Genomic DNA, 18940 nt, shown 5'->3' with positions numbered 1-18940 from the left:
CTGGCGGCGGGCCCTCTCCTGGGGAAACACCCGAGGTCTTTCCGGTTCTTGTCCCGCAGGACGTCTGGCGGCAACCTCTGTGTCGCTCGACGTGCACCTTCCGGCAGACGCTTCACAGCGGCAACACCGATGCGCCTCCGGACTCACCCCTTGCCGTAACCGAAGCTGGTCAGGCTGTCCTCGCCCTGGTCGGGCGGACACGGTGAGAGGCAGAGAGACATGTTGCTACCAGGAAGCCGCATCGCTGTGGCCGTGGCGGCGCGCCAGGCGCCGCGGCGATCGTGATCCACGGCGGGCCGCCCGCGGCGGCCGGCAGCGAGCCCGAGGCGGCTTCCGGCCGGCAGGAAGCGACTCTCCCCGTGCCGGGCGACCCCGGCGTGCCGGTGTACCCGCCGGTGGCCTGGGTGGTCGCTCCGGCGCGCGTCCCGAGGTCCTGGGACCTGCTCGGATGGCCTATGCGCGTCGTTCTGGTGCTGGCGATGGTCATCGCGCTCGTGGTCGTCCTCCTTGGGGTGTTCACTACGGCGTTCGAGGCGCGGGCGGAGGCCGGGGCGACCGCCCCGGTACGGCCGGCGCGAACAGATTCTGGATGGTTGGTTCGATGAGGAGCACGTCCAATGGCCGGATGCGGTCGGCGCGCCGGCGCGTCGGCTGGTTGAGCACGCTGGGTCTTGTGCAACTGCTCGCCGGCGGCCTCGCCACCGTGGGGGCGATGGCCACGGTCTCGGCACCGGCGCCCACCGTGCGGGAGGTGACGGGCGGGTCGCTCACCTGGGCGGTCGCCGAGCGGCTGGGTGCCGGGGACCACGTCGAGGTCACCCTCTCCGGCGGAGCGGAGCGCGACCGTGAGGGCGTGTTCCGCTTTCCCGCCGCCGGAGGCGCCTACGATCCGGAGACCGGAACGGGCACCGTGACCTACGGCGGCAGCGTCACCGTCGTCCGTGACCACAAGGGCGTGGTCATCGCCAACCCCGTGGTCGTGATCGACGGGGCGGATTCGACGCTGCGCGCCGAGGTCGGTACGCCCGGCCCCACGCCCACCGCCGCACCGGCTCCCACCGGCGCCGGTGAGACGCCTCCGGCCGGCGCCGTTCCCATGGTCACCCCCACGGAGAACGCTTCCGGCGTGCCCGTGCCCGGCGCATCGGACGCCGATGGCAAGCCCCTTACGGAGCTCGCCCGGCTGAGCGTCGTGAAGGACACCGCGGACGTACGAGGACAGGCGGTCACGTGGACCGCCGTGCCCGCGACGGCCACCGAGGCCTCGGCCGGCGCGCTCGCGGGGCTGCTCGGCGACGACGAGGCGCTGACGCCGGTGACGATCGCCCTCACCTACGACCAGGAGCCCGCCCTGGGCGCGGGGGAAGGTCTGCTCACCTCCGGAAGCCCGACGCCGAGCGGGTCCTCGACGCCGAGTCCGAGCTCCTCCCCGTGTACGTCCGGAAGCCCGTCCGCCTCGGTCGGCGCGACGCCTTCGGCCGGGTCGAGCCCTTCGGCCGACCCCACGCCGAGCCCGTGCGTCAGCCCGTCGAGCACCGTCTCGCACTCTCCGTCACCGAGTCCTTCGGCGACCTGTCCCACCTCGGCCCCGACGACGTCGGCCGGCCCCTCCGCGTCCGCGAGCCCCTCGGCGTCCGCGAGCCCTTCGGCCTCGGCCGATCCCTCGGGGTCCGCGACCCCCTCCTCCTCGCAGGCCCTCAGCGCGGTCACCGGCGGTGCGAACGTGGTGCTGGTCCACGCCCGGACGATGACGGAGAGCCCCAGCCCGAGCGCCAGCCCCAGCGCCAGTACGAGCCCGAGCGCGAGCCCCAGCCCGAGCCCGCTCGGCACGACGTCGGGGTGCCCCACGACCAGCTCGTCTCCCAGCCCGAGCGCCTCCGGCTCTCCTTCTCCCTCGCCGTCCGGATCGAGCTCGCCGAGTTCGTCTCCCACCCCGAGGAAGACCGTCACGCAGCACACCACTCTCCCCGCCGTGAACACCGGTGACGACGACAATCTGGCCAAGACGGGGGACGGGTACGTCATCCCGCTGATGACCCTCGGCATCGGGTTGATCGCGGGTGGTGGCATCACCCTGCGGGCCTCCCGCAGGACCGTCTACCTCCGCGACGACCTGTGACGCACCTCGTCGAGTGGGACGCGCCGTCACGCCGCCGGGCTGAGGAGGACTGGGAGCCCCCCTCCCGGCGGGTGGGGCGGATGCTCGGTGAGCTCATGCTCGCCGCCGGGCTGGTGCTGGTGCTCTTCGCCGCCTACGCGACCTACGGCAAGGCATGGCGGATCGAGTCCGAGCAGAACGCCCTCGCGGGCGAGCTGGACCGGAGCTGGGCGGCGAGCGCCGGACGCCCGGTCGAAGGCCAGCCGATGGCCCGCATCCACATTCCCAAGCTCGGCAGGCAGTGGGCGGTGGTCGAGGGCGTGTCCCAGGCCGACCTCAGGAAGGGGCCGGGCCACTACCCGCGTACGGCCCAGCCCGGCCAGATCGGGAACGTGGCGATCGCCGGCCATCGCATCTCGTCGGTCTTCTGGGACGTCGACAGGCTCGACCGGGGTGACGTGATCGTGGCGGAGACCCGCACCGGCTGGTTCGTCTACCGGGTGGTCAGGCAGCGTCTCGTGCTGCCGCGCCAGGTGGAGGTGATCGCCCCGTCCCCCGGCCGCCCGGGGGAGGCGCCGCGGAAGGCGATGCTCACGCTGACCACCTGCAACCCGAAGTTCCAGAACTGGCAGCGCCTCGTCGTCCACGCCGAGCTGGTGCGGGAGCAGGCCAAGTCACGCGGCCGACCGGCCGAGCTGAAGGGGCATCCGTGATATTCCCGTGGATCTGGGAGCGGCTTCCCGGCGGGCGCTTCGGCAAGCCGCTCTGCTCCGCGTTGCTGATCGGCGCGGTGGTGCTGCTTCTGTGGTTCGTCGTGTTCCCGCTGGTGGACGGCCTGCTGCCCTTCGACGACGTCACGGTGGACGGCCGCTAGCGCGGGTCACCGCCTTCGTGCCGGTGCCGCGAGCAGCGAGCGGTAGAGCGACTCGGTACGGTCGGCCGCGACGTCCCAGGAGTAGCGGCCGAGCACGTCCTCGGCCCTGGCCCGCGCGCCTTCCTTCTCGTGGTCGAGCGCCGCGAGCACCCGCGCCAGGACGTCCCGGAGGTGCTCCTCGTCCCCCTCGCGGAACAGCCGGCCCCCCGGCCCCTCCTCCGCGATCACCTCGCGGTGGCAGCCGATGGAGCTGGCGATCGTGGGCAGGCCGTACGACGTGCCTTCGAGCAGGGCCAGCGGCAGCCCTTCCAGGTGCGAGGGCTGCACGTAGACGGCGGCATGGCGGTAGAGGGACGCCAGTTCGTCGCCGTACACGTAGCCCAGCATGCGCACCCGGGAGTCCGACGCGGCCAGCTCGCGCAGCCGGGAGACGTAGCCGTCGGTGAAGGACGAACCGCCCACGACGGCGAGCCTGACATCACCCTCCACCCCGCTGAACGCCCTGAGCAACAGGTCGACGGCCTTCTCCGGCACGAGCCGCCCGACGAACAGCACGTACTTGCCGGGAAGCAGCCCGCGCCGGATGACGGGGTCGGGGGGTACGGCCGGGACCGGGCGCTCGACCCCGTTCCCGATGTGGACCGTCAGGCGGTCGCGGACCAGGGCGTACTCGTCGGTGATCTCGTCGGAGACCCCGATGACCGCGTCGGGGACGTGCTCGCTCAGCCAGCGGGCGCCGCGCAGCACGGCCTTGGCCACGCCACCCCACTTCTGCCTGCGGTCGTCGTGCCCGTGGATGGTCTGCACGACCCGTGCGCGCGACAGGTAGCGCGGCAGCGGGGAGCACAGGCCGGGGCCGAGCGCGTGGTAGTGGACGATGTCGTGCCGGTCCGCCAGAGCAGCCACGGTGGAGAGCAGGCTGTGGGCGAGGGCGTCGAAGTGCTTGGTGCCGAGGGTGGGCAGGTGCCGCAGCCGCACGCCGTCTATGGCGTCCCTGCGCTCGGACACGTAGTTGGCGCGGCAGTAGACGGTCACCTCGTGCCCTCGGGCGGCCAGCCGCCTCCCGAGATGGGCCACGTGGTGTTCGATGCCTCCGAAGGTGGCCGGGAGGCCGCGCTGGCCGATCATGGCGATGCGGAGCACCTCCGGGCCGGCGGGCGTCGGGGAATATGCGAGGGATCCTGAAGTCTCTGCGGCGGGCATGCCGGAACTCCCCATATAAAACAAGCACGGGACGCGTCTTTGGCCTGGACGTTAGGGAATCGCGGAAGGCGCGGAAAGGGGGGATCAGGGTATTTCCGCGCTCTTCACCATTGGTTGGTCCCCGCGATGGCCCCGAGGTGTGCCGCCGGCCGGGCCCGGACCGCACCGGCCTGATGTTCATACTCGCGCTCTCCATCATTCATGAGCCGTATGGCCGATCTTCCATAAGGTGCCCATAAGATCGCGCCTCCTTTCACGGCCGGACCCGTCCGTGAGCTGGGTGGGGGCGGCCGTCCGGGCCGGCGCCCCACCTTGCGCGAGCATTTGCTGTACAGCAGCTAGGTTTTGCAGGTTTGGAAATGTCCGAACCCCGCGCCGTAAGGGAAAAGTTACGACCCCAGTCAGTTGTCTACGCGTATTTCGGGGTTCGCGTAATGGTGACTGCGCGGTCGGGATATGCGGCGCTATAAATGGCTGTCCGTGCGGAGGGAGAAACGTGATCCGGGTGGCCTCTGCCGTACTCGCGATCGTGGCCATGCTGGCCGCCACCGGTTGCGCCGCCGACCCCGGGGGCCCCGCTCCCGTCGGGACGACGGCCACCCGGCAGGTGCCCGAGCAGCCCTTCGGCCTGAAGTGGGACGGCTACCAGCATCCGCCGAAGTACGACGCCGACATCGAGGCATACGGCGGCGGTGGCACGTTCCACGAGCTCGTCTGGTGCGCCATCGAGGCACGCCAGGGTGAGCGCTACTGGGATCTCGACGACCGGGTCGTGGACGGCCTGCTCTCGTACGGCTACCGCGTCATGCTGCGGATCCGCGTCGGAACATGCTGGGCGAACGGGCGGCCGGCGGCCGGCAGGCCCCGGATCGCCGTCTCCTACCCTCCCGCCGACATCGCCGCCTACCAGGCATTCGTCCGCGACGCCGTGATCCGTTACGCCGCCAGGGGGGTGCACATGTACGGGATCGAGAACGAGATCGACGCGAGGAACATGTGGGGCGGCGACCCACTCGCCTACCGTGACGTGGGCCGCGCCGGGGCGGAGGCCGTACGACGGGCCGATCCGCTGGCGCGGCTGCTGGACGTGGGGCTCACCAGCGGGAGCTACGGCGTCGTCGTGGCCCGCACGATGCTGGACGCCGGCCGGACGGACCGGGCGCTCGCCTTCTACCGCGCCTTCTACGCCCGGGGCGACGGACGGTTCCCCCCGGCCGCCACGGCCGGCGAACTGCGGGCGGTGATCGACTCACCGGCGGGGCGGCGGGCGACCGCCGCCCACGCGGCGGCTTTCGAGCTCGACAGGGCCGGGGTGTTCGACGCCTACCAGCTCCACTACTACGACTCCTGGGCGGCGCTCCCCGAGGTCGTCGACTACATCCGCGCGCAGGCCGGCCCGGCGATGCCGATCGAGGGCTGGGAGGTGGGGTCCTACTGGCCGGGCGGCGACTACGACCCCGTGGCCCATGGCGCCGAGGTCGCCAAGCTGGTCACCATCCTGCTCGCCCGCGGGGTCAAGCGCGTCGTCTACCTCCCGCTGTTCTACAGGCCGGGCGTGGTCGTCTCCGAGGAACACTGGAGAGGGCTGTACGGCGTGGACGATGTCGCCCGCCCGGCCAAGACGGTGTTCGACCAGTTCAGGAAGCGTTTCCCGGCCGGAGTCTGGCACCGGTTGACGCTGCCGGGCCTGGACGGAGGGCTGGTCGACCAGGGAGCCACGACGGCGGTGGTGATGTGGAGCGCCGGAGGGGGCACCGTTTCCCTGTCCCCTCCGGCGGGCGCGACGGCAGGAAGGACGGCGAGGGAGACGGCCGGGGAGACGGCGGGCGCGACGGCAAGGAAGACGGCCGGGAAGACGGCCGGGGAGACGGCCGGGGAGACGGCCGGGGAGACGGCCGGGGAGACCACCGTCACGGATCTGCCGGACGGCCGGTCGCGCACCTGGCCGGGCGGGACGCTGGAGGTGGGGGCCACGCCCGTCATCGTCACCGTCCCCGCGCCTCTCGCGGACACGCTGCGCTGGCTTGAGCCGACATGATCCCGCACACCGCCTCGCACAGCAGGCCGCGCGTCTCGCCGGGAAAGGGGCTGTACGTCGCCGGCGTCCTCGCGGTCATCCTCGCGGTCCACTGCGGCATCACGTTCGCGTCGGGCGGGTCGCGGACCGACGTCGTCCTTCCGGTCGCCCTCGTGATCGCGCTCGCGCTGACCGTCATGGCCGTCACGCGGTTCACCCTGTTCGTCATCGTCGTCCTCACGGTGCGGGCGGCGCTCGACGCGACCAAGCTGGCGGGCGGCGCCACCGACGGAGGGGAGCAGACGGGCTGGAGCCTGCTCGACCCCTCGACCATGCTCGGCGTCCTGTTCCTGCTCTCGTGCGTGGCCTGGCTGATCGTGCAGGGACGCCGCCCCGCCGGTGAGCGCCCCCACCCCGCGCTGCCCGTCGCGGCGGTGACGTTCCTCGGCGCCTCGCTGCTCAGCCTGCTCGGCTCGCGGGCGCCGGCGGTCAGCGTCGGCGAGGTGTCGCGCATCGCCGCGTTCGTCGTCATGATCTTCGTGGTCGAACGGCTGCTCGCCGACGAGCCCGGTATGCGCATGCCTCTGCTCTGCGCCGTCTTCACCTCGGCCGTGCTTCCGGTGCTCGTGACCGCCTACCAGATCACGACCGGCGACGGGCTGATGGACCTCGACGGCCTCATGCGGCCGACCGGAACGTTCTGGCATCCGAACGCGCTCGGCATGTTCTGCTTCATGCTCCTGATCATGGGCCTGGCGCTGGCGTGGCACGTCCGGGGATGGGCGAGGGTGGCCCTGGTCGTGTTCGTCACCGGGCTCGGCTCCGCCCTGCTGGCGACCGCCGCGCGCGGTCCGTGGATCGCCTGTCTCGCCGGTCTCGTAGTGGTCGGCCTGCTCCAGGACCGGCGCGTCATCTACGGCCTCGTCGTCGTCGCCGGAGGAGTGGTCGCCACGGTGCCGTCGGTGCTCCAGCGGTTCTCCGACCTGGCGAGCAGTTATACGGCGGGGGGCCTTGAGGCCAACTCCCTGGTATGGCGGTTCGACCACTGGATCGCGGCCCTCGGCCTGCTGCCCGGCAACCCGGTCACCGGACTCGGGCTCGGGACCACACGCCTGATCCTCTTCAAGGAGGTGCACAACGACTACCTGCGCGCCCTGGTCGAGACAGGGGCCGTCGGACTGCTGGCCTACCTTGGCCTGCTCGCCGCGCTGTTCGACACCGCGCGGCGGGCACTGCGCGCCACCGACCCGAGGAGGGGCGCGCCCGAGGTCAGCCTGTCTCGCGGGACGGCCGTGGGTTTCGCCGGCTGTGTGGTCGCCTTCAGTGTTTCGGCGATGGCCGACAACATCATGACCGCCGTGGTCGTGATGTGGTATCTCGCGGTGTTCGCCGGGCTCGCCCAGCGCATCGTGGTAGCGGGCAAGGAGACCCCGTGAGGGTGCTGCACGTCAACAAGTTCCTCCACCGCCGAGGCGGCGCGGAGTCGTACATGATGGACCTCGCCGAGGCGCAGGCCGGGCGCGGCAACGAGGTGGCGTTCTTCGCCATGCGCCACCCGGACAACGTCCCGTCGGAGTACGAGCGCCATTTCCCCCGGTACGTGGAGCTGAACCCGATGCCGAGGAGTCCCATCGGCAAGGCCAAGGGCGCGGCACGCATGCTGTGGTCAAGGAGCGCCCGACGCGGGATCGCCAAGGTGGTCGAGGAGTTCCGGCCCGGCGTCGCCCACCTGCACAACGTCTACCACCAGCTTTCACCCTCGGTGGTGGCGGCCCTCGGCGACGCGGGCGTGCCCGTGGTCATGACGCTGCACGACTACAAGCTGGCTTGCCCGACCTACAGCTTCCTCGACCACGGCAAGGTCTGCACGGCGTGCGTGGACGGCGGCCCGATCGAGGCGGTGCGGCGCCGATGCAAGGACGGTTCACGCGCGGCCAGCGCGATGCTGGCCACCGAGACCTGGCTGCACCGCCGCCTCGGCGCCTACGACGGCGTGAACGTCTTCGTCAGCCCGAGCAGGTTCCTGGCGGGGCAGATGACGCGGGCGGGGATCTACCCCGACCGGTTGCGCGTCCTCAGCAACTTCGCCGAGGTCAGCGGGGTCACGCCCAAGTCGGAGCCGGGCGGTCCGCTGGTCTGCGTCGGGCGGCTGCACGAGACCAAGGGCATCGACACGGCCATCCGCGCGATGGGTCTACTCGGCAAGGACGCCCGCCTGGTCATCGCCGGTGACGGTCCCGAGCGGGAGCGCCTGGAGCGCATGGCCGCCGACCTGGCGCCGGGCCGGGTGCGCTTCCTCGGCCGGATATCGCGTCAGGAGGTGCTCGACCTGCTGGTCTCGGCGACGGCCCTGCTGGTTCCTTCCCGGTGGTACGAGAACCAGCCGATGACGATCCTCGAAGCGTACGCGTGCGGCGTGCCGGTGGTCGGCACCGTGCTCGGCGGGGTGTCGGAGCTGGTCACCGATGGCGCCACCGGGCGGCTGGTCCCGCCCGACGACCCTATGGAGCTGGCGTCGGCGGCGCTCGCGCTGCTGCGCGATCCCCGGAAGAGCCTCGCGATGGGAAGGTCGGCGCGCTCGGTGGCCGCCGACCGGTACTCCTCGGAGAGCCACCTCACCGCTCTCGCGGAGATCTACGCCGAGGCCAGGCGCGCCATGGAGAAGCAGGCGAGATGACGTACGAAGGAGTGGACATGGACGGAGTACGTCCCGACCTCGGCACGCGGGTGCGTGAGCGGCTCATCGGCCGCCCCGACTCGCTCAACACCCGCCTGCGCACGCGGCGGATGATGATGTTGCTGGAGCGGTTCCCCGACCTGGAGCGAATGGAGATCATCGATCTCGGCGGCACCGTGCGGACCTGGACCCGCGCGCCCAAGCGGCCCGCGCACGTCCACCTGGTCAACTTCGAGCCGCCGGTGGACGAGGTGCCCGACTGGGTCACCGTGGAGATCGGCGACGCCTGCGACCTGCCCGGCCACCTCGCCGGCCGGCGCTTCGACTTGGCCTTCTCCAACTCGGTGATGGAGCACGTCGGCGGGCACGAGATGCGCAGGCGGTTCGCCGACTCGGTACACCGCCTGTCCGACCGTCACTGGGTGCAGGTGCCGTACCTGTACTTCCCGATCGAGCCGCACTGGGTCTTCCCGATGTTCCAGTTCCTGCCGCTGCCGGTGCGGACCGCGCTGGCGGCGCGATGGCCGCTGTCGTGGGGGACGCGTCCGCGCGACCGGGCCGAGGCGCTTCCCATGGTGCTGGAGATCGAACTGCTGAGCCGCACCCAGATGCGGCACTACTTCCCGGACTCCGAACTGCTCGCCGAGCGTTTCGCCGGGCTGACCAAGTCGCTCATCGCCTGCCGTGCCGGTTGACGCCACGGCGGTGCAGGCTCGTCAGGGACCGGTCACCGGCGTCCCGTCGGTGTGGGGGAGGATCTCGACGACACCCGCCGGGTCGCCGGACTTCCCGATCCGGTAGGCGAACGATCCCGCCGTGTCGAAGACGTGCGTGTACGAACCCCCCGGCTTCACCTCGCCCGAGGGTTCGCTGCCGTCGATCAGCCGTACGGAGATGGTCTTCGCGGTCTCGTTGCGCCACGTGATCGTCTCACCGGTGCCCGCGACGAGCTGGTGGGGCACCGGTCCCTTCGGCGTGACGCGCACGGTTCCGCCCGCGGCGATCTGGTCCGACGCGGCCCGGGGAAGCGGGGAGGAGGTCACCTCGCGCACCCGCGCCGGGACGGGCCGCTCCTGGGCGCCGACCGCACATCCGGTCACGGCAAGAAGGCCGCTCATCGCCATCGACATTGTGATCAGCCGTCGTCTCATAGGACGGCACTATCCAGCCGCGAAATGCCGAGCCATCATCCGTAAAGTGCTTATAAGGTAAACAATCCACAAAGTCATGGAAGGAAAAGAAGAATCCGGAATATGCGCATTTATGGCCTCGTGTTCTCGTGGCGGACACGCGAAGTTGGTTGGCGGCGAGCCGGGCCGCGTTGATGATCCCTGTGGTGCCGCGCCGAACACTCCCGCTCCTCGCGTCGGAATGCTCGGGCTCAACCGCGGCTCGGTGTTTCCAGAGGATCGAGGATTCATGTCCAGCGAAATCCATGACCGGAAGTCCCGCATGGGAAGTGTGAGCAGGCGCGCCGTCGCGATGATCACGATGATCGTCGCGGTCTGCGCGTTCGCCCTTCCCGCCTCGGCGCTTCCTCCCTTCTCCGACGGCAAGTTCAACTTCACCATGACGGGCGCGGGGTCGGACACGACCTACTTCGCCATGCAGGACCTGGACAAGCTGTTCAACCAGTCGCCGGGCTGCAACCTGACCGTCCCGCCGGCGACCCCGCAGTGGACCTGTCTCGCCGACACGACCAACACGGTCACCACCGAGAACTACGACCACGAGATGGCGGTCGAGCACTTCCCGCAGGGCTCCTCGGCGGGCCTGCGCATGCTGTGCCAGGAGAACGACGGCCTGACCGGCACGATCTACTACAGCTACGCGCGGTCCTCCTCGGCTCCGGCCAGCGTTCCCAGCGAGTGCAAGAACGCCCAGGACCCGCTGACCTACGTCGGCTGGGCCAAGGACGCCATCGCCGTGCCCAAGTGGAAGGGCGGCGCGTCCGACGCCGTCGCCAACCTGTCGGTGGCCCAGCTCAAGGAGATCTTCCTCGGCACGGGCCCCGGCGGCTGCACCCGCAACTGGAGCGAGTTCGGCGGGGCCAACGCGCCGATCCTCGTCCACGGCATCCAGACCAGCTCCGGCACCTACTCCGCGTGGTCGTCCTTCCTCGGCGGCGACCCGAACACCTGTGTCTCCGCCACCGGAGGCCAGCCCCTGTTCGAGAACAACTGCACCCCGATCAACAACCTCGGCACCGCCGACCGCGGCCGCTCGATCTGGGCCCTGTCGTACGGCAAGTACAGCACCGGTGAGGCGGACTGCAGCCTCAGCGGCACGGCGCTGATCAACGTGGGCGGCGTCGCCCCGTCGGCCACCACCATCCAGGACGGCACCTACCAGTTCAACCGCACCCTGTTCAACGTGATCCGCCGCAACGGCCCGCCCTGGATCGCCGGCTACGTCGGCCCGAACGGCTGGCTGTGCAAGCCCAACGCCCTCCACAGCAAGCCCGCCGGCGACCCCAACCCCGGAATCCAGAACAGCAACGTGGACCGTAACTGGGGCGTGGCCATCGACCAGGCCATCGCCGCCAACGGCTTCGTGAAGATCCGCCCGACCGGCGACAAGTGCGTCACCTTCGACGTCAACTGAGACAGCCGGCTCGCGACACCCCTCCGGGCCAGGCTCTCGCGAGCCTGGCCCGGTTCCGGCGTGTTCCCTGCCCGTGTTCCAAGGAGGACCCCGTGTACGGCTTCATCGTCGGCACCGGACGCTGCGGTTCGACGCTCGTCCACGAGGTGCTGGCCCGGCACCCGGACGTGGGGTTCGTCTCCAACCTCGACGACCGGTACGCCCGTTGTCCCCGCTGGGTGCGCCGGCGCAGCGGCGCGATCTACCGCAGGGTGCCGCCACGGCTGACCGCCAAGGGCCGCCTTCGCTACGCGCCGTCCGAGGCGTACTCCGCGCTCGCCCGCGAGGTGTCCCCCCTGCTCGTCGACCCGTTCCGCGACCTGCTCGCCTCGGACGTCACACCGTGGCTCGCCGCCCGCACGCGGGCCTTCTTCGAGTCCCGCGCCGCCGCCGAGGGCGCTCCCGCCTACCTCCACAAGCTCACCGGCTGGCCGAGGGCGGGGTTCCTCGGCGAGGTCTTCCCGGGGGCGCGGTTCGTCCACGTCGTCAGGGACGGGCGGGCTGTGGCGAACTCGTGGTCGCAGATGCCCTGGTGGCGCGGCCACCTCGGCCCTGATCGCTGGCACTTCGGCCCGCTGCCGGAGCCGTACCGGCGGGAGTGGGACGACGCGGGACGGTCCCATGTCCACCTCGCCGGGATCGCGTGGAAGCACCTGATCGACGCCTACGACCTGGCACGCGAGTCGCTGCCCGCGGGAGTGTGGCTGGAGGTGCGCTACGAGGACGTCGTCGCCGACCCGCGCGGACACCTGGAGATCATCCTGGACTTCCTCGGGCTGTCCTGGACGGCCGGCTTCGAGCGCGGGTTCGCCAGGCACACCTTCGCCGCGGGCCGCACCGACGCCTTCCGCCGGGACCTCACCCCGGACCAGGTCGACCTGCTCGATCGCTCGCTCGCCGCCCACCTCGTACGGTCCGGCTACGCGACCTGAGCGGCCGAGCCAGACGGGCCGGGGCTCTCAGTTGAGCCGGTGCTGGTCGGCGCGGTCGCTCCGCTCGATCACCCGTACGTCGCCCGGGGACACCTCGACGCGCGGGGGGCCGGAGGCCACGCGCATGGCCGAGACGCGGCGGGAGGGGCTCAGGTGGGCGACCGGGCGGCGCTGGCGCAGCAGCTCGCGCAGCACCAGGATGACCACCGCGAGCAGGGCTCCGATCCCTGCGGCCATGGCCGCCGCGCGGGCGGCGAGCGGTCCCTTCCCGACCTCCACCCCCTCTGCGGTCACCGGCGTCATGGACGCCTTGGACTGGGCGAGCCGTGCCTCGGCCTGGCGGAGGTTCTGCTGGACCTGGATGAGGTAGCGGTTCGCCTGGTCGGCCTCGTTCTGGGCCGACATGAACGGCACGAGGTCCCGCGTGAGCCGCGTCAGCTGCTTCTGCCGATCGTCGATCGCCTGGAGGATCTCCGCCTTGTCACGCACCCCGGTCGGCGCCGTGAGCTCCGATCGCAGCCGGGTGATCTCCGCGTAGAGCACCCGGTACTGGTCGGGGGCCAGCCCGTTCTTGTTGATGGCCTTCGTCAGGGCCTTCGCCCGGTCCTGGGCGGCCCGCTTCGCCCCTTCCGTGTCTGATCTGGCCCGTTCGACGTAGGGCCGCATCAGCTCGTCCACCGCGGCGACGGCGGCGGCCTTCGTGATCACCGCGGCCTGCCGGGCGTCCGTCCCGGAGAAGACCACCTGGACCACGGCCCCGCGCTCCTTGCCGTTGTCGAGCCTGGTGGTGGACAGCCCCCCGGCCACCGCGTCCGCGTCCGCGCCCGTCTCGCGCACCACCCTCGCGGTCACGGTGGAAGAGGTGACGAGCGTGCGGAAGGTGGCGATGCTCTGCTCGGAGACGGCGGGGCCCGCCGTGTCCGAGGGAGCGGCCACCTGCAGCTCGACGACGTGCCGGTAGGTGGAGGGCTGGACGACCGTCCAGCTCGCGCCGCCGAGCGCGGCGACGATGGGGATGGCGGCCAGCGGAAGGATGATCCCGCGATACCGTCGCCCGTATTCCGAGAGTTCCATCGTGTCTCCTCGGGAGGGTCGTTGGATGGGCTTGACAAGGGCGTTGTGGAACTGCCTGGTCCAGAGCGCGGCCCCGGCCAGGTTGGCGAGGCCCAGGCCCGTCACGGCCCCCACCGCCCCGCCCAGCAGGCCCCCGGCCACGCCGCAGCCGATGGTGAGCGGTACGAGCGCGAGGCGCACCGCTGGGCTGCGGCGGTTGTCGCCCAGGGCGCGCAGGCCCACGATGGGCCCGGTCATGGCTGCCACGCCGGCGTAGATGAGGGCCGTCGGGAGGAGCACGGCCTGCGCCTGGGCCCACGAGCCGCCGACCAGGGCCTTCCCCAGCCCGTCGGGGAAGACCAGGGTGAGCGCCGCGTAGCAGGCGGCCAGCGCTGTCAGCGCTCCCGACTGCGCGACCACCGTGGCGCGCAGTGTCGCGAGGGAACGTCTCGCCGCGCCCACCGCCTGCGGGATCGCCACCAGGCTGCCGGCCTGGAGCACGACGTTCAGCGGGCCGTACACCACCTCGGCGGCGCGGATCGCGCCCAGCGTGGGGAGCCCGCCGACCCAGCCCACGGCCAGCAGGGCCAGGTTGCGGCCGAAGGCGCGGGCGAGGAACTCGACCGTGTAGGCCGGGAGCAGGTCGCGGTGCCCGCGGATCCAGCCGCCCGCGCCCAGGGGGGAGGGCAGCAGGCGGGCCTGCGCCGATCCCGCGAGCGCCGCGACGGCGGCCGAGGCCGCCCAGGCCGTCACCAGCCCGCCCAGGCCGGGACGGCCCGACAGCAGGACCCAGCCGACGCCCGCGACCTGGCCGCCCGCCCAGATCAGGTCGTTGAGCATGGCCTGCCCGGGGCGGCCCGCGGCGATGAACGCGAACCGCCAGGCGTCCTTGAGCAGCAGCCCGGGAAGGAAGATCGCGAGCGGGACGATCGCCTCGGCCACCGCGTCTCCGTACATCGGCCAGGCGGCGAGCAGCAGGGCGCCGCCCAGCAGCCCGATCACCAGCGAGAGCCCCGTCGACTGCCGGGTGCCCCGGCGGTGCTCCGTCGCGCTGACGTGGCTGAACCGCACCAGCAGGGGCTCGGAGACGACCGTCCGCGAGAAGCCCAGGATGATCATGTAGAACGTGTTGGCCACCGCGAACGCCCCCAGCGCCCAGATGTCCACCTCGCGGGCGACGACCACGGTGAGCGCGATGCTGCTCGCGCTGGCCAGCGCCTGGTCGGCGAGCCCCCATGCCGTCTTCGGGGTGAACGCGAGCCTGCCGCGGCGAATGGTGGCCTCCACGGTTCAGAACGTCGAAGGGATCAGGCGCGCGAGTGCCTCGAACCAGATCAGTGCCGTGGCCATCAGTGCCGGAGTGGTGATCAGGTAGGTGGACGTACGGCGCCACCGGCGGTAGAGCACCAGCGTGCCGCTGAGTACGCCGAAGAACACCGCGCCCCACCCGAGGGTCGGCCACCACGCCGAGGGATCGCGCCCGAGGCCGAGCTCGTCCACCGTGACCCCGCCGTCGTCGTGGGTCTTCAGGGACGCGGCCTGGCCGTCGAGCCTGGCGACCACGGCGAGCCGGCCTCCGGGCCGGTCCCCATCCGAGGTGGTCAGCAGCGTGAGCCGGTTGACGGTCGTCGCCTGCGAGAGGAAGTCCTGCTCACCGGTCCTGGCCCGCATCGTGGTCTCGACCGTGTAGGTGAACCGGCCCTCCTGCGTGGTGACGGCGACCTTGTCTCCCGGCTTGAGCTCCGTGATGCGGGCCAGGGGGGCGCCGTAGAGGTTCCGGTGCCCGGCCAGCACCGCGTTGCCGACCTGGCCGGGCATCGGCGAAGGGCGGTAGTGGCCGACGCCCGACCTCAGCTCGGCGGTGCCGGTGCCCTGGACCACGGCCTCGCGCACGCCGATGCCGGGGATCTCCAGCAGGGCGATCGGCTCGTCGCGCGCCGGGATCGCCGCGAGGTTCTTGTCCCCGGCGACGGGCGCGGCGGCGATCGCCGCCGCGACCTTGAACTTCTCGTTGAGCTGGTCGATCATGACCCGCTGGTTCCGCTCGTAGGTCAGATGGCCGAACAGGGAGCCGTACAGCGAGAAGGCGACCAGCAGCGCGCCCATCACGGTCAGCCCGGTCATCGCGACGCCGCCGAGCCGCCGAATCTCCGGGGGGAGCCCGTCGACCAGAGCGCGCAGGCTGCGGCGCTTGGTGGCGGGTGCCTGCGGGACGAACGGCGCCGCCACGCCGGGCCCCGGTATGCCGTACGCCGAGGGCGCGGTGTGGACCGGCGCGGCGGGATACCCCGCCGGAGGACCGTATCCCGGCGGCATCCCGTGCCCCCCGGGCATCCCGTACCCCGCCGGTGGCCCGTACCCCGGTGGCATTCCGGGGAACGGGGGGACCATGGCGGGCGGGGCGAGCTGTGCCCACTGCCCGGGGGCGACCTGAACCCACGGGGCCGCGCCGTACGGCTGGGGGGCCGGTGGCCGCGCGGGAGCGGAGGCCGATCCAAGGGCCAAAAGGGCGGTGTCGTAGCGCGAGCGCAGGGTGGCGGCCGAGGCCCTGCCCGCGCCGTCGCCGGGCGCGACGGTCAGCTCCAGCTGTCCGAGCAGCACCGACGCCGAACCCGCGAGGACCAGGGCGTTCGCGTGCCCGGTTCCGTCGCCGGTGCCCGAGACGCGGGAGACGATCTCCTCCAGCCTCTGGATGGCCTGGTCCGCCAGTTCCATGGCCCCCGCGTACGGCGCCGGTCCGCCCGTGGTGTCCAGCGGCGTCATGGGCGCGGGTCCGATGCCGGCGGCATGGTCACAGTGGGGGCGGCGTTCACGCCGGGTGCCGTGGTCGTGGCGGGGATGGGGCCCACGCCGGGGGCGGGGCCTGCGGCGGGTCGTGTGGCGGCCGGGAGAGCCGGTCTGGACCGCGCACGCCACAGCAGGTAACCGCGCCACGTGCCTCCCAGCGAGAGGGCGACCGCGCCGAGGATCAGCAGCATGCCGGTCTGGATCACCCACGAGGGCGCCGGGATCGTGCCGCCGCGCACGCTGCCCTCGTCCGCCACCTGCTGGGGGGCCGAGCCGCTGCCGGCGACCGGGCTGAGCTGCGGCTGGGGCTGCGGGCCCGCCGCGGGCGCCCCTCCGGGGTCCTGCGTCCCCGTGGTCGCGGGGCCGCCGACGGGCTGCGTGCCCGTGGAACCGCCGCCACCCGGCGGGGCCGTGGTCCTGCTCGCGCCGCTCCCGGCGTTGGCGGGGGCAGCGAGAGGACGGTGGGTCTTCGTGACCGTGACGGCCGGCGTCGGCTTCGGCGTGGCCTTCCCGTCGAGCAACGCCGCGCCGGTGTCCTCGGGGCCGGGGGTTCCGCTCTCCGAACGGCCGCCCCCGCCGTTGTTCCCGCCCTCGTTCGAGCCGCCGTTCGAGCCGCCGTCGGTGTTCGACCGCGACGTCGTCGGCGTGGGGGTCGGGGAGGGAGTGATGAGCAGCATGTCGGCGACCGCGACGGCCTGGTCGCGGAGCGCCTGGGGAAGCGGCGCGCCTCCGAGTTCCTCGACCCGGGCCTGCGCCTTGTCACTGACCGCGTACCTGACGAACAGCGACAGCGCCTTGCGCTTCTCCAGGGGCAACGGGTTCTGGCCGTTCGCGTCGGCCTTCGGCACCGCGATGTAGTGGACCATCGGCAGGGAGTAGGCCGCCGCGTTCCCCTTGTCGTCGAAGACCGCCGTGTAGGTGCCGTCGTCGTTCTTCCTCATCGACGAGAAGGCGGCGAGGATCGACTCCTTGGTCGGCTTGACGTACGTCCCGGCGGCGTTCGCAAGGGCGGACACCCCCAGCGGGAATCCCCGTTCGGCGAGGGCCCTGACCTCGGTGATGTCCACGTAGCCGAGGGCCGCCCTCTGGTTCCTGAGCGTCTTGGCGTTCGGGTCCGGCTTGCCCGACTGGTCGAGCTTGGTCAGGTCGCCGAACTGCGTCGCGATCTGCCGGGCGGTCTCGGCGCCGCTCTGGGTGCCACGGGTCCCCGCGGCGCCCGCGAGCAGTTCGAGACCGCCCGGATCGCTGTTGGGGAACTCACGCTTGAACAGGTCGGCCGGGATGTTAGCCGCGAGCCACGAGGACAGCACCTGGTTCTGGGCCGACTGGCCGAGGCGGAAGACGCTGACGACGTCGCGGGGAGGCAGTTCGCAGCCGTGGTTGTCCACGCTGAATAGCGACCTTTGCCCCAGCGCGCTCCAGCCGCTGGTGTAGTCGTTGAGGTAGGCGAGCGCACCGCCCCCGGGCGCGGAGGCCTGGCCGAGCATCCATGCCAGGGTGGTGGGGGTCAGGCGCGCCTCGCGGATCGGACGGCCGGCGATCTCGACCTCGTTCGCGACGGCGAGCGCGGTGAGCGAGATGGGCGCGTACGCCACCTCACCCCCCGCCGTGTCACGGTCGTACGGGATCCCGGTGACGGAGAAGTCGGCGCCGCGTTCGAACCCGCTCTGGAAGCCGGATTTGAGCGTGCCGGCTCCCTGCACGGACGTCGTGCGCGAGAAGCTCACGTCGGCGGCCTTCGGCAGGGCGCGGACGTCGGTCAGCCAGGTCTCGAAGGCCGTGACCACGTTGGAGGCACCGCTGCCGTGGATGTGGTCGCCCACGCGCTCGCCGGTGATCGGGTCGAGCGGGGGCGGCGGCTTCTCGGTGGGGAAGTCCGGTGACACCAGCGCGGGAACGGCGGCGGTGACCGGTGCTCCGTCGCCGCCGGCGGCGAAACCGAGGTCCCCGCTCGCGGCCGCGCGGGCGGGTTCCTTGATGCCCTGCGGCGGCGTCGTCTGGGGAAGCAGCGCCGGTGACGGCGTTGTGACGTACTTCAGCGGCTGCTGCCACTCGCACTCGCTCGCGATCACGATGCAGGGTGCGTTCCGCGAGTTGCAGGTGAAGGGGTAGTTCGCCGTCACGCCGCCGCTGGCGTTCTCGTACACCGTGGAGGGCGTCATCGTGCCCTGTTTGACCGTCAAAACGGCCGACCCCGTGCCGTCCGGCTTGGTGGTGCCTGACTGGCGGATCTGGTGGGCGCACCACTGGAAGGGGTGCCAGTCCTTCCAGCCGTAGGCCTCGCCGTCGTACTCCGACCAAGCTCGGACGGGATCGACGCACTGGGTGAGGACGACCGCCGAGTTCGGCGTGAAGCCCTTCCAGCGGACGGTCACCTCCTGCGCGGCGCCGAGCTTCTGGGCGGGAACACCGTCCAGCCTCGCGCCGCCGTCGGCCGACCACACCTCGACCGTGGGGGTCTCCTCCGCGGCGCGGGCCGCGGACTGCACCGAGACAGGGGTGACCGCCAGAACGGCGGAGCTTCCCGTCACGGCGACCGCCAGCAGTGCCCAACGTCTACGTCGCAACACGTCCGCTCTCCTATATCCAGGAACGGGGGCCGTGCGTCAACGCGCGCGGTTCCCCCCGTATAGGGAAGCGTCCGGGACTTCCTCCG

Annotated in this window: 15 protein-coding genes; 10 read left to right on the top strand and 5 right to left on the bottom strand. The window is 71.8% G+C overall.

Features of this window, described 5'->3' with window-relative positions:
- Positions 1-281 precede the first annotated feature (281 nt).
- The 4 genes from ACGFIV_RS02455 to ACGFIV_RS02440 are packed head-to-tail and all read left to right on the top strand — an operon-like array spanning position 282 to position 2972.
- Entirely contained in the window at positions 282-605 is a 324-nt protein-coding gene (locus tag ACGFIV_RS02455; RefSeq protein ID WP_358548214.1) for a hypothetical protein, read from the top strand.
- Positions 602-2119, top strand: a complete 1518-nt coding sequence (locus ACGFIV_RS02450) for an HtaA domain-containing protein (protein ID WP_392831266.1) — start codon at positions 602-604, stop codon at positions 2117-2119. The genes ACGFIV_RS02455 and ACGFIV_RS02450 overlap by 4 nt, the downstream gene beginning before the upstream one ends.
- Positions 2116-2811, top strand: coding sequence for a class E sortase (locus tag ACGFIV_RS02445; protein WP_392831263.1), 696 nt, complete (start codon positions 2116-2118; stop codon positions 2809-2811). The genes ACGFIV_RS02450 and ACGFIV_RS02445 overlap by 4 nt, the downstream gene beginning before the upstream one ends.
- Complete coding sequence (locus tag ACGFIV_RS02440) at positions 2808-2972, top strand: hypothetical protein (protein WP_358548207.1); 165 nt, start codon at positions 2808-2810, stop codon at positions 2970-2972. Before ACGFIV_RS02445 ends, ACGFIV_RS02440 begins: the two co-directional genes overlap by 4 nt.
- A 6-nt stretch (positions 2973-2978) precedes the next feature.
- On the opposite strand, the gene ACGFIV_RS02435 is transcribed toward ACGFIV_RS02440, so the two are convergent.
- Entirely contained in the window at positions 2979-4175 is a 1197-nt protein-coding gene (locus tag ACGFIV_RS02435; protein WP_392831260.1) for a glycosyltransferase family 4 protein, read from the bottom strand.
- 505 nt (positions 4176-4680) lie between these two features.
- Between ACGFIV_RS02435 and ACGFIV_RS02430 the strand changes: the two genes are divergently transcribed.
- Genes ACGFIV_RS02430 through ACGFIV_RS02415 form a run of 4 tightly spaced genes read left to right on the top strand, consistent with a single transcriptional unit; the run spans position 4681 to position 9564 of the window.
- The gene (locus tag ACGFIV_RS02430) at positions 4681-6213 is read left to right on the top strand and encodes a hypothetical protein (protein WP_392831257.1); all 1533 of its coding nucleotides are present in this window, start codon (positions 4681-4683) and stop codon (positions 6211-6213) included.
- Positions 6210-7628, top strand: coding sequence for an O-antigen ligase family protein (locus ACGFIV_RS02425; RefSeq protein ID WP_392831255.1), 1419 nt, complete (start codon positions 6210-6212; stop codon positions 7626-7628). Before ACGFIV_RS02430 ends, ACGFIV_RS02425 begins: the two co-directional genes overlap by 4 nt.
- Positions 7625-8869: a glycosyltransferase gene (locus ACGFIV_RS02420; RefSeq protein ID WP_358548198.1), complete on the top strand. Its 1245-nt coding sequence runs from the start codon at positions 7625-7627 to the stop codon at positions 8867-8869. The genes ACGFIV_RS02425 and ACGFIV_RS02420 overlap by 4 nt, the downstream gene beginning before the upstream one ends.
- Before the next feature lie 17 nt (positions 8870-8886).
- Entirely contained in the window at positions 8887-9564 is a 678-nt protein-coding gene (locus ACGFIV_RS02415) for a class I SAM-dependent methyltransferase (RefSeq protein ID WP_358548195.1), read from the top strand.
- 21 nt (positions 9565-9585) lie between these two features.
- Here ACGFIV_RS02415 and ACGFIV_RS02410 read toward each other — a convergent pair whose 3' ends face one another.
- Positions 9586-9987 (bottom strand): hypothetical protein, encoded by a 402-nt coding sequence (locus ACGFIV_RS02410; protein WP_358548192.1) that lies wholly within the window; start codon positions 9985-9987, stop codon positions 9586-9588.
- Between the two features lie 301 nt (positions 9988-10288).
- On the opposite strand from ACGFIV_RS02410, the gene ACGFIV_RS02405 reads away from it, so the two are divergent.
- Entirely contained in the window at positions 10289-11473 is a 1185-nt protein-coding gene (locus ACGFIV_RS02405; RefSeq protein WP_392831250.1) for a substrate-binding domain-containing protein, read from the top strand.
- 92 nt (positions 11474-11565) lie between these two features.
- On the top strand, positions 11566-12444 hold the full coding sequence (locus ACGFIV_RS02400) for a sulfotransferase (protein WP_358548187.1): 879 nt from the start codon (positions 11566-11568) through the stop codon (positions 12442-12444).
- A 27-nt stretch (positions 12445-12471) separates the two neighbouring features.
- Here the strand turns inward: ACGFIV_RS02400 and ACGFIV_RS02395 are convergent, their stop codons facing one another.
- Genes ACGFIV_RS02395 through ACGFIV_RS02385 form a run of 3 tightly spaced genes read right to left on the bottom strand, consistent with a single transcriptional unit; the run spans position 12472 to position 18854 of the window.
- On the bottom strand, positions 12472-14784 hold the full coding sequence (locus ACGFIV_RS02395) for a hypothetical protein (protein ID WP_392831247.1): 2313 nt from the start codon (positions 14782-14784) through the stop codon (positions 12472-12474).
- Between the two features lie 3 nt (positions 14785-14787).
- Positions 14788-16260, bottom strand: coding sequence for a sortase (locus ACGFIV_RS02390; RefSeq protein WP_392831244.1), 1473 nt, complete (start codon positions 16258-16260; stop codon positions 14788-14790).
- Positions 16257-18854: a hypothetical protein gene (locus ACGFIV_RS02385; RefSeq protein ID WP_358548178.1), complete on the bottom strand. Its 2598-nt coding sequence runs from the start codon at positions 18852-18854 to the stop codon at positions 16257-16259. Before ACGFIV_RS02385 ends, ACGFIV_RS02390 begins: the two co-directional genes overlap by 4 nt.
- Positions 18855-18940 lie beyond the last annotated feature (86 nt).

Source organism: Sphaerisporangium sp. NPDC049003 (genome assembly GCF_043197795.1).
Classification (GTDB): Bacteria; Actinomycetota; Actinomycetes; order Streptosporangiales; family Streptosporangiaceae; genus Sphaerisporangium.
Note: the sequence above shows the minus strand (reverse complement) of the source record. Positions and strands in the feature narration are given on the sequence as shown.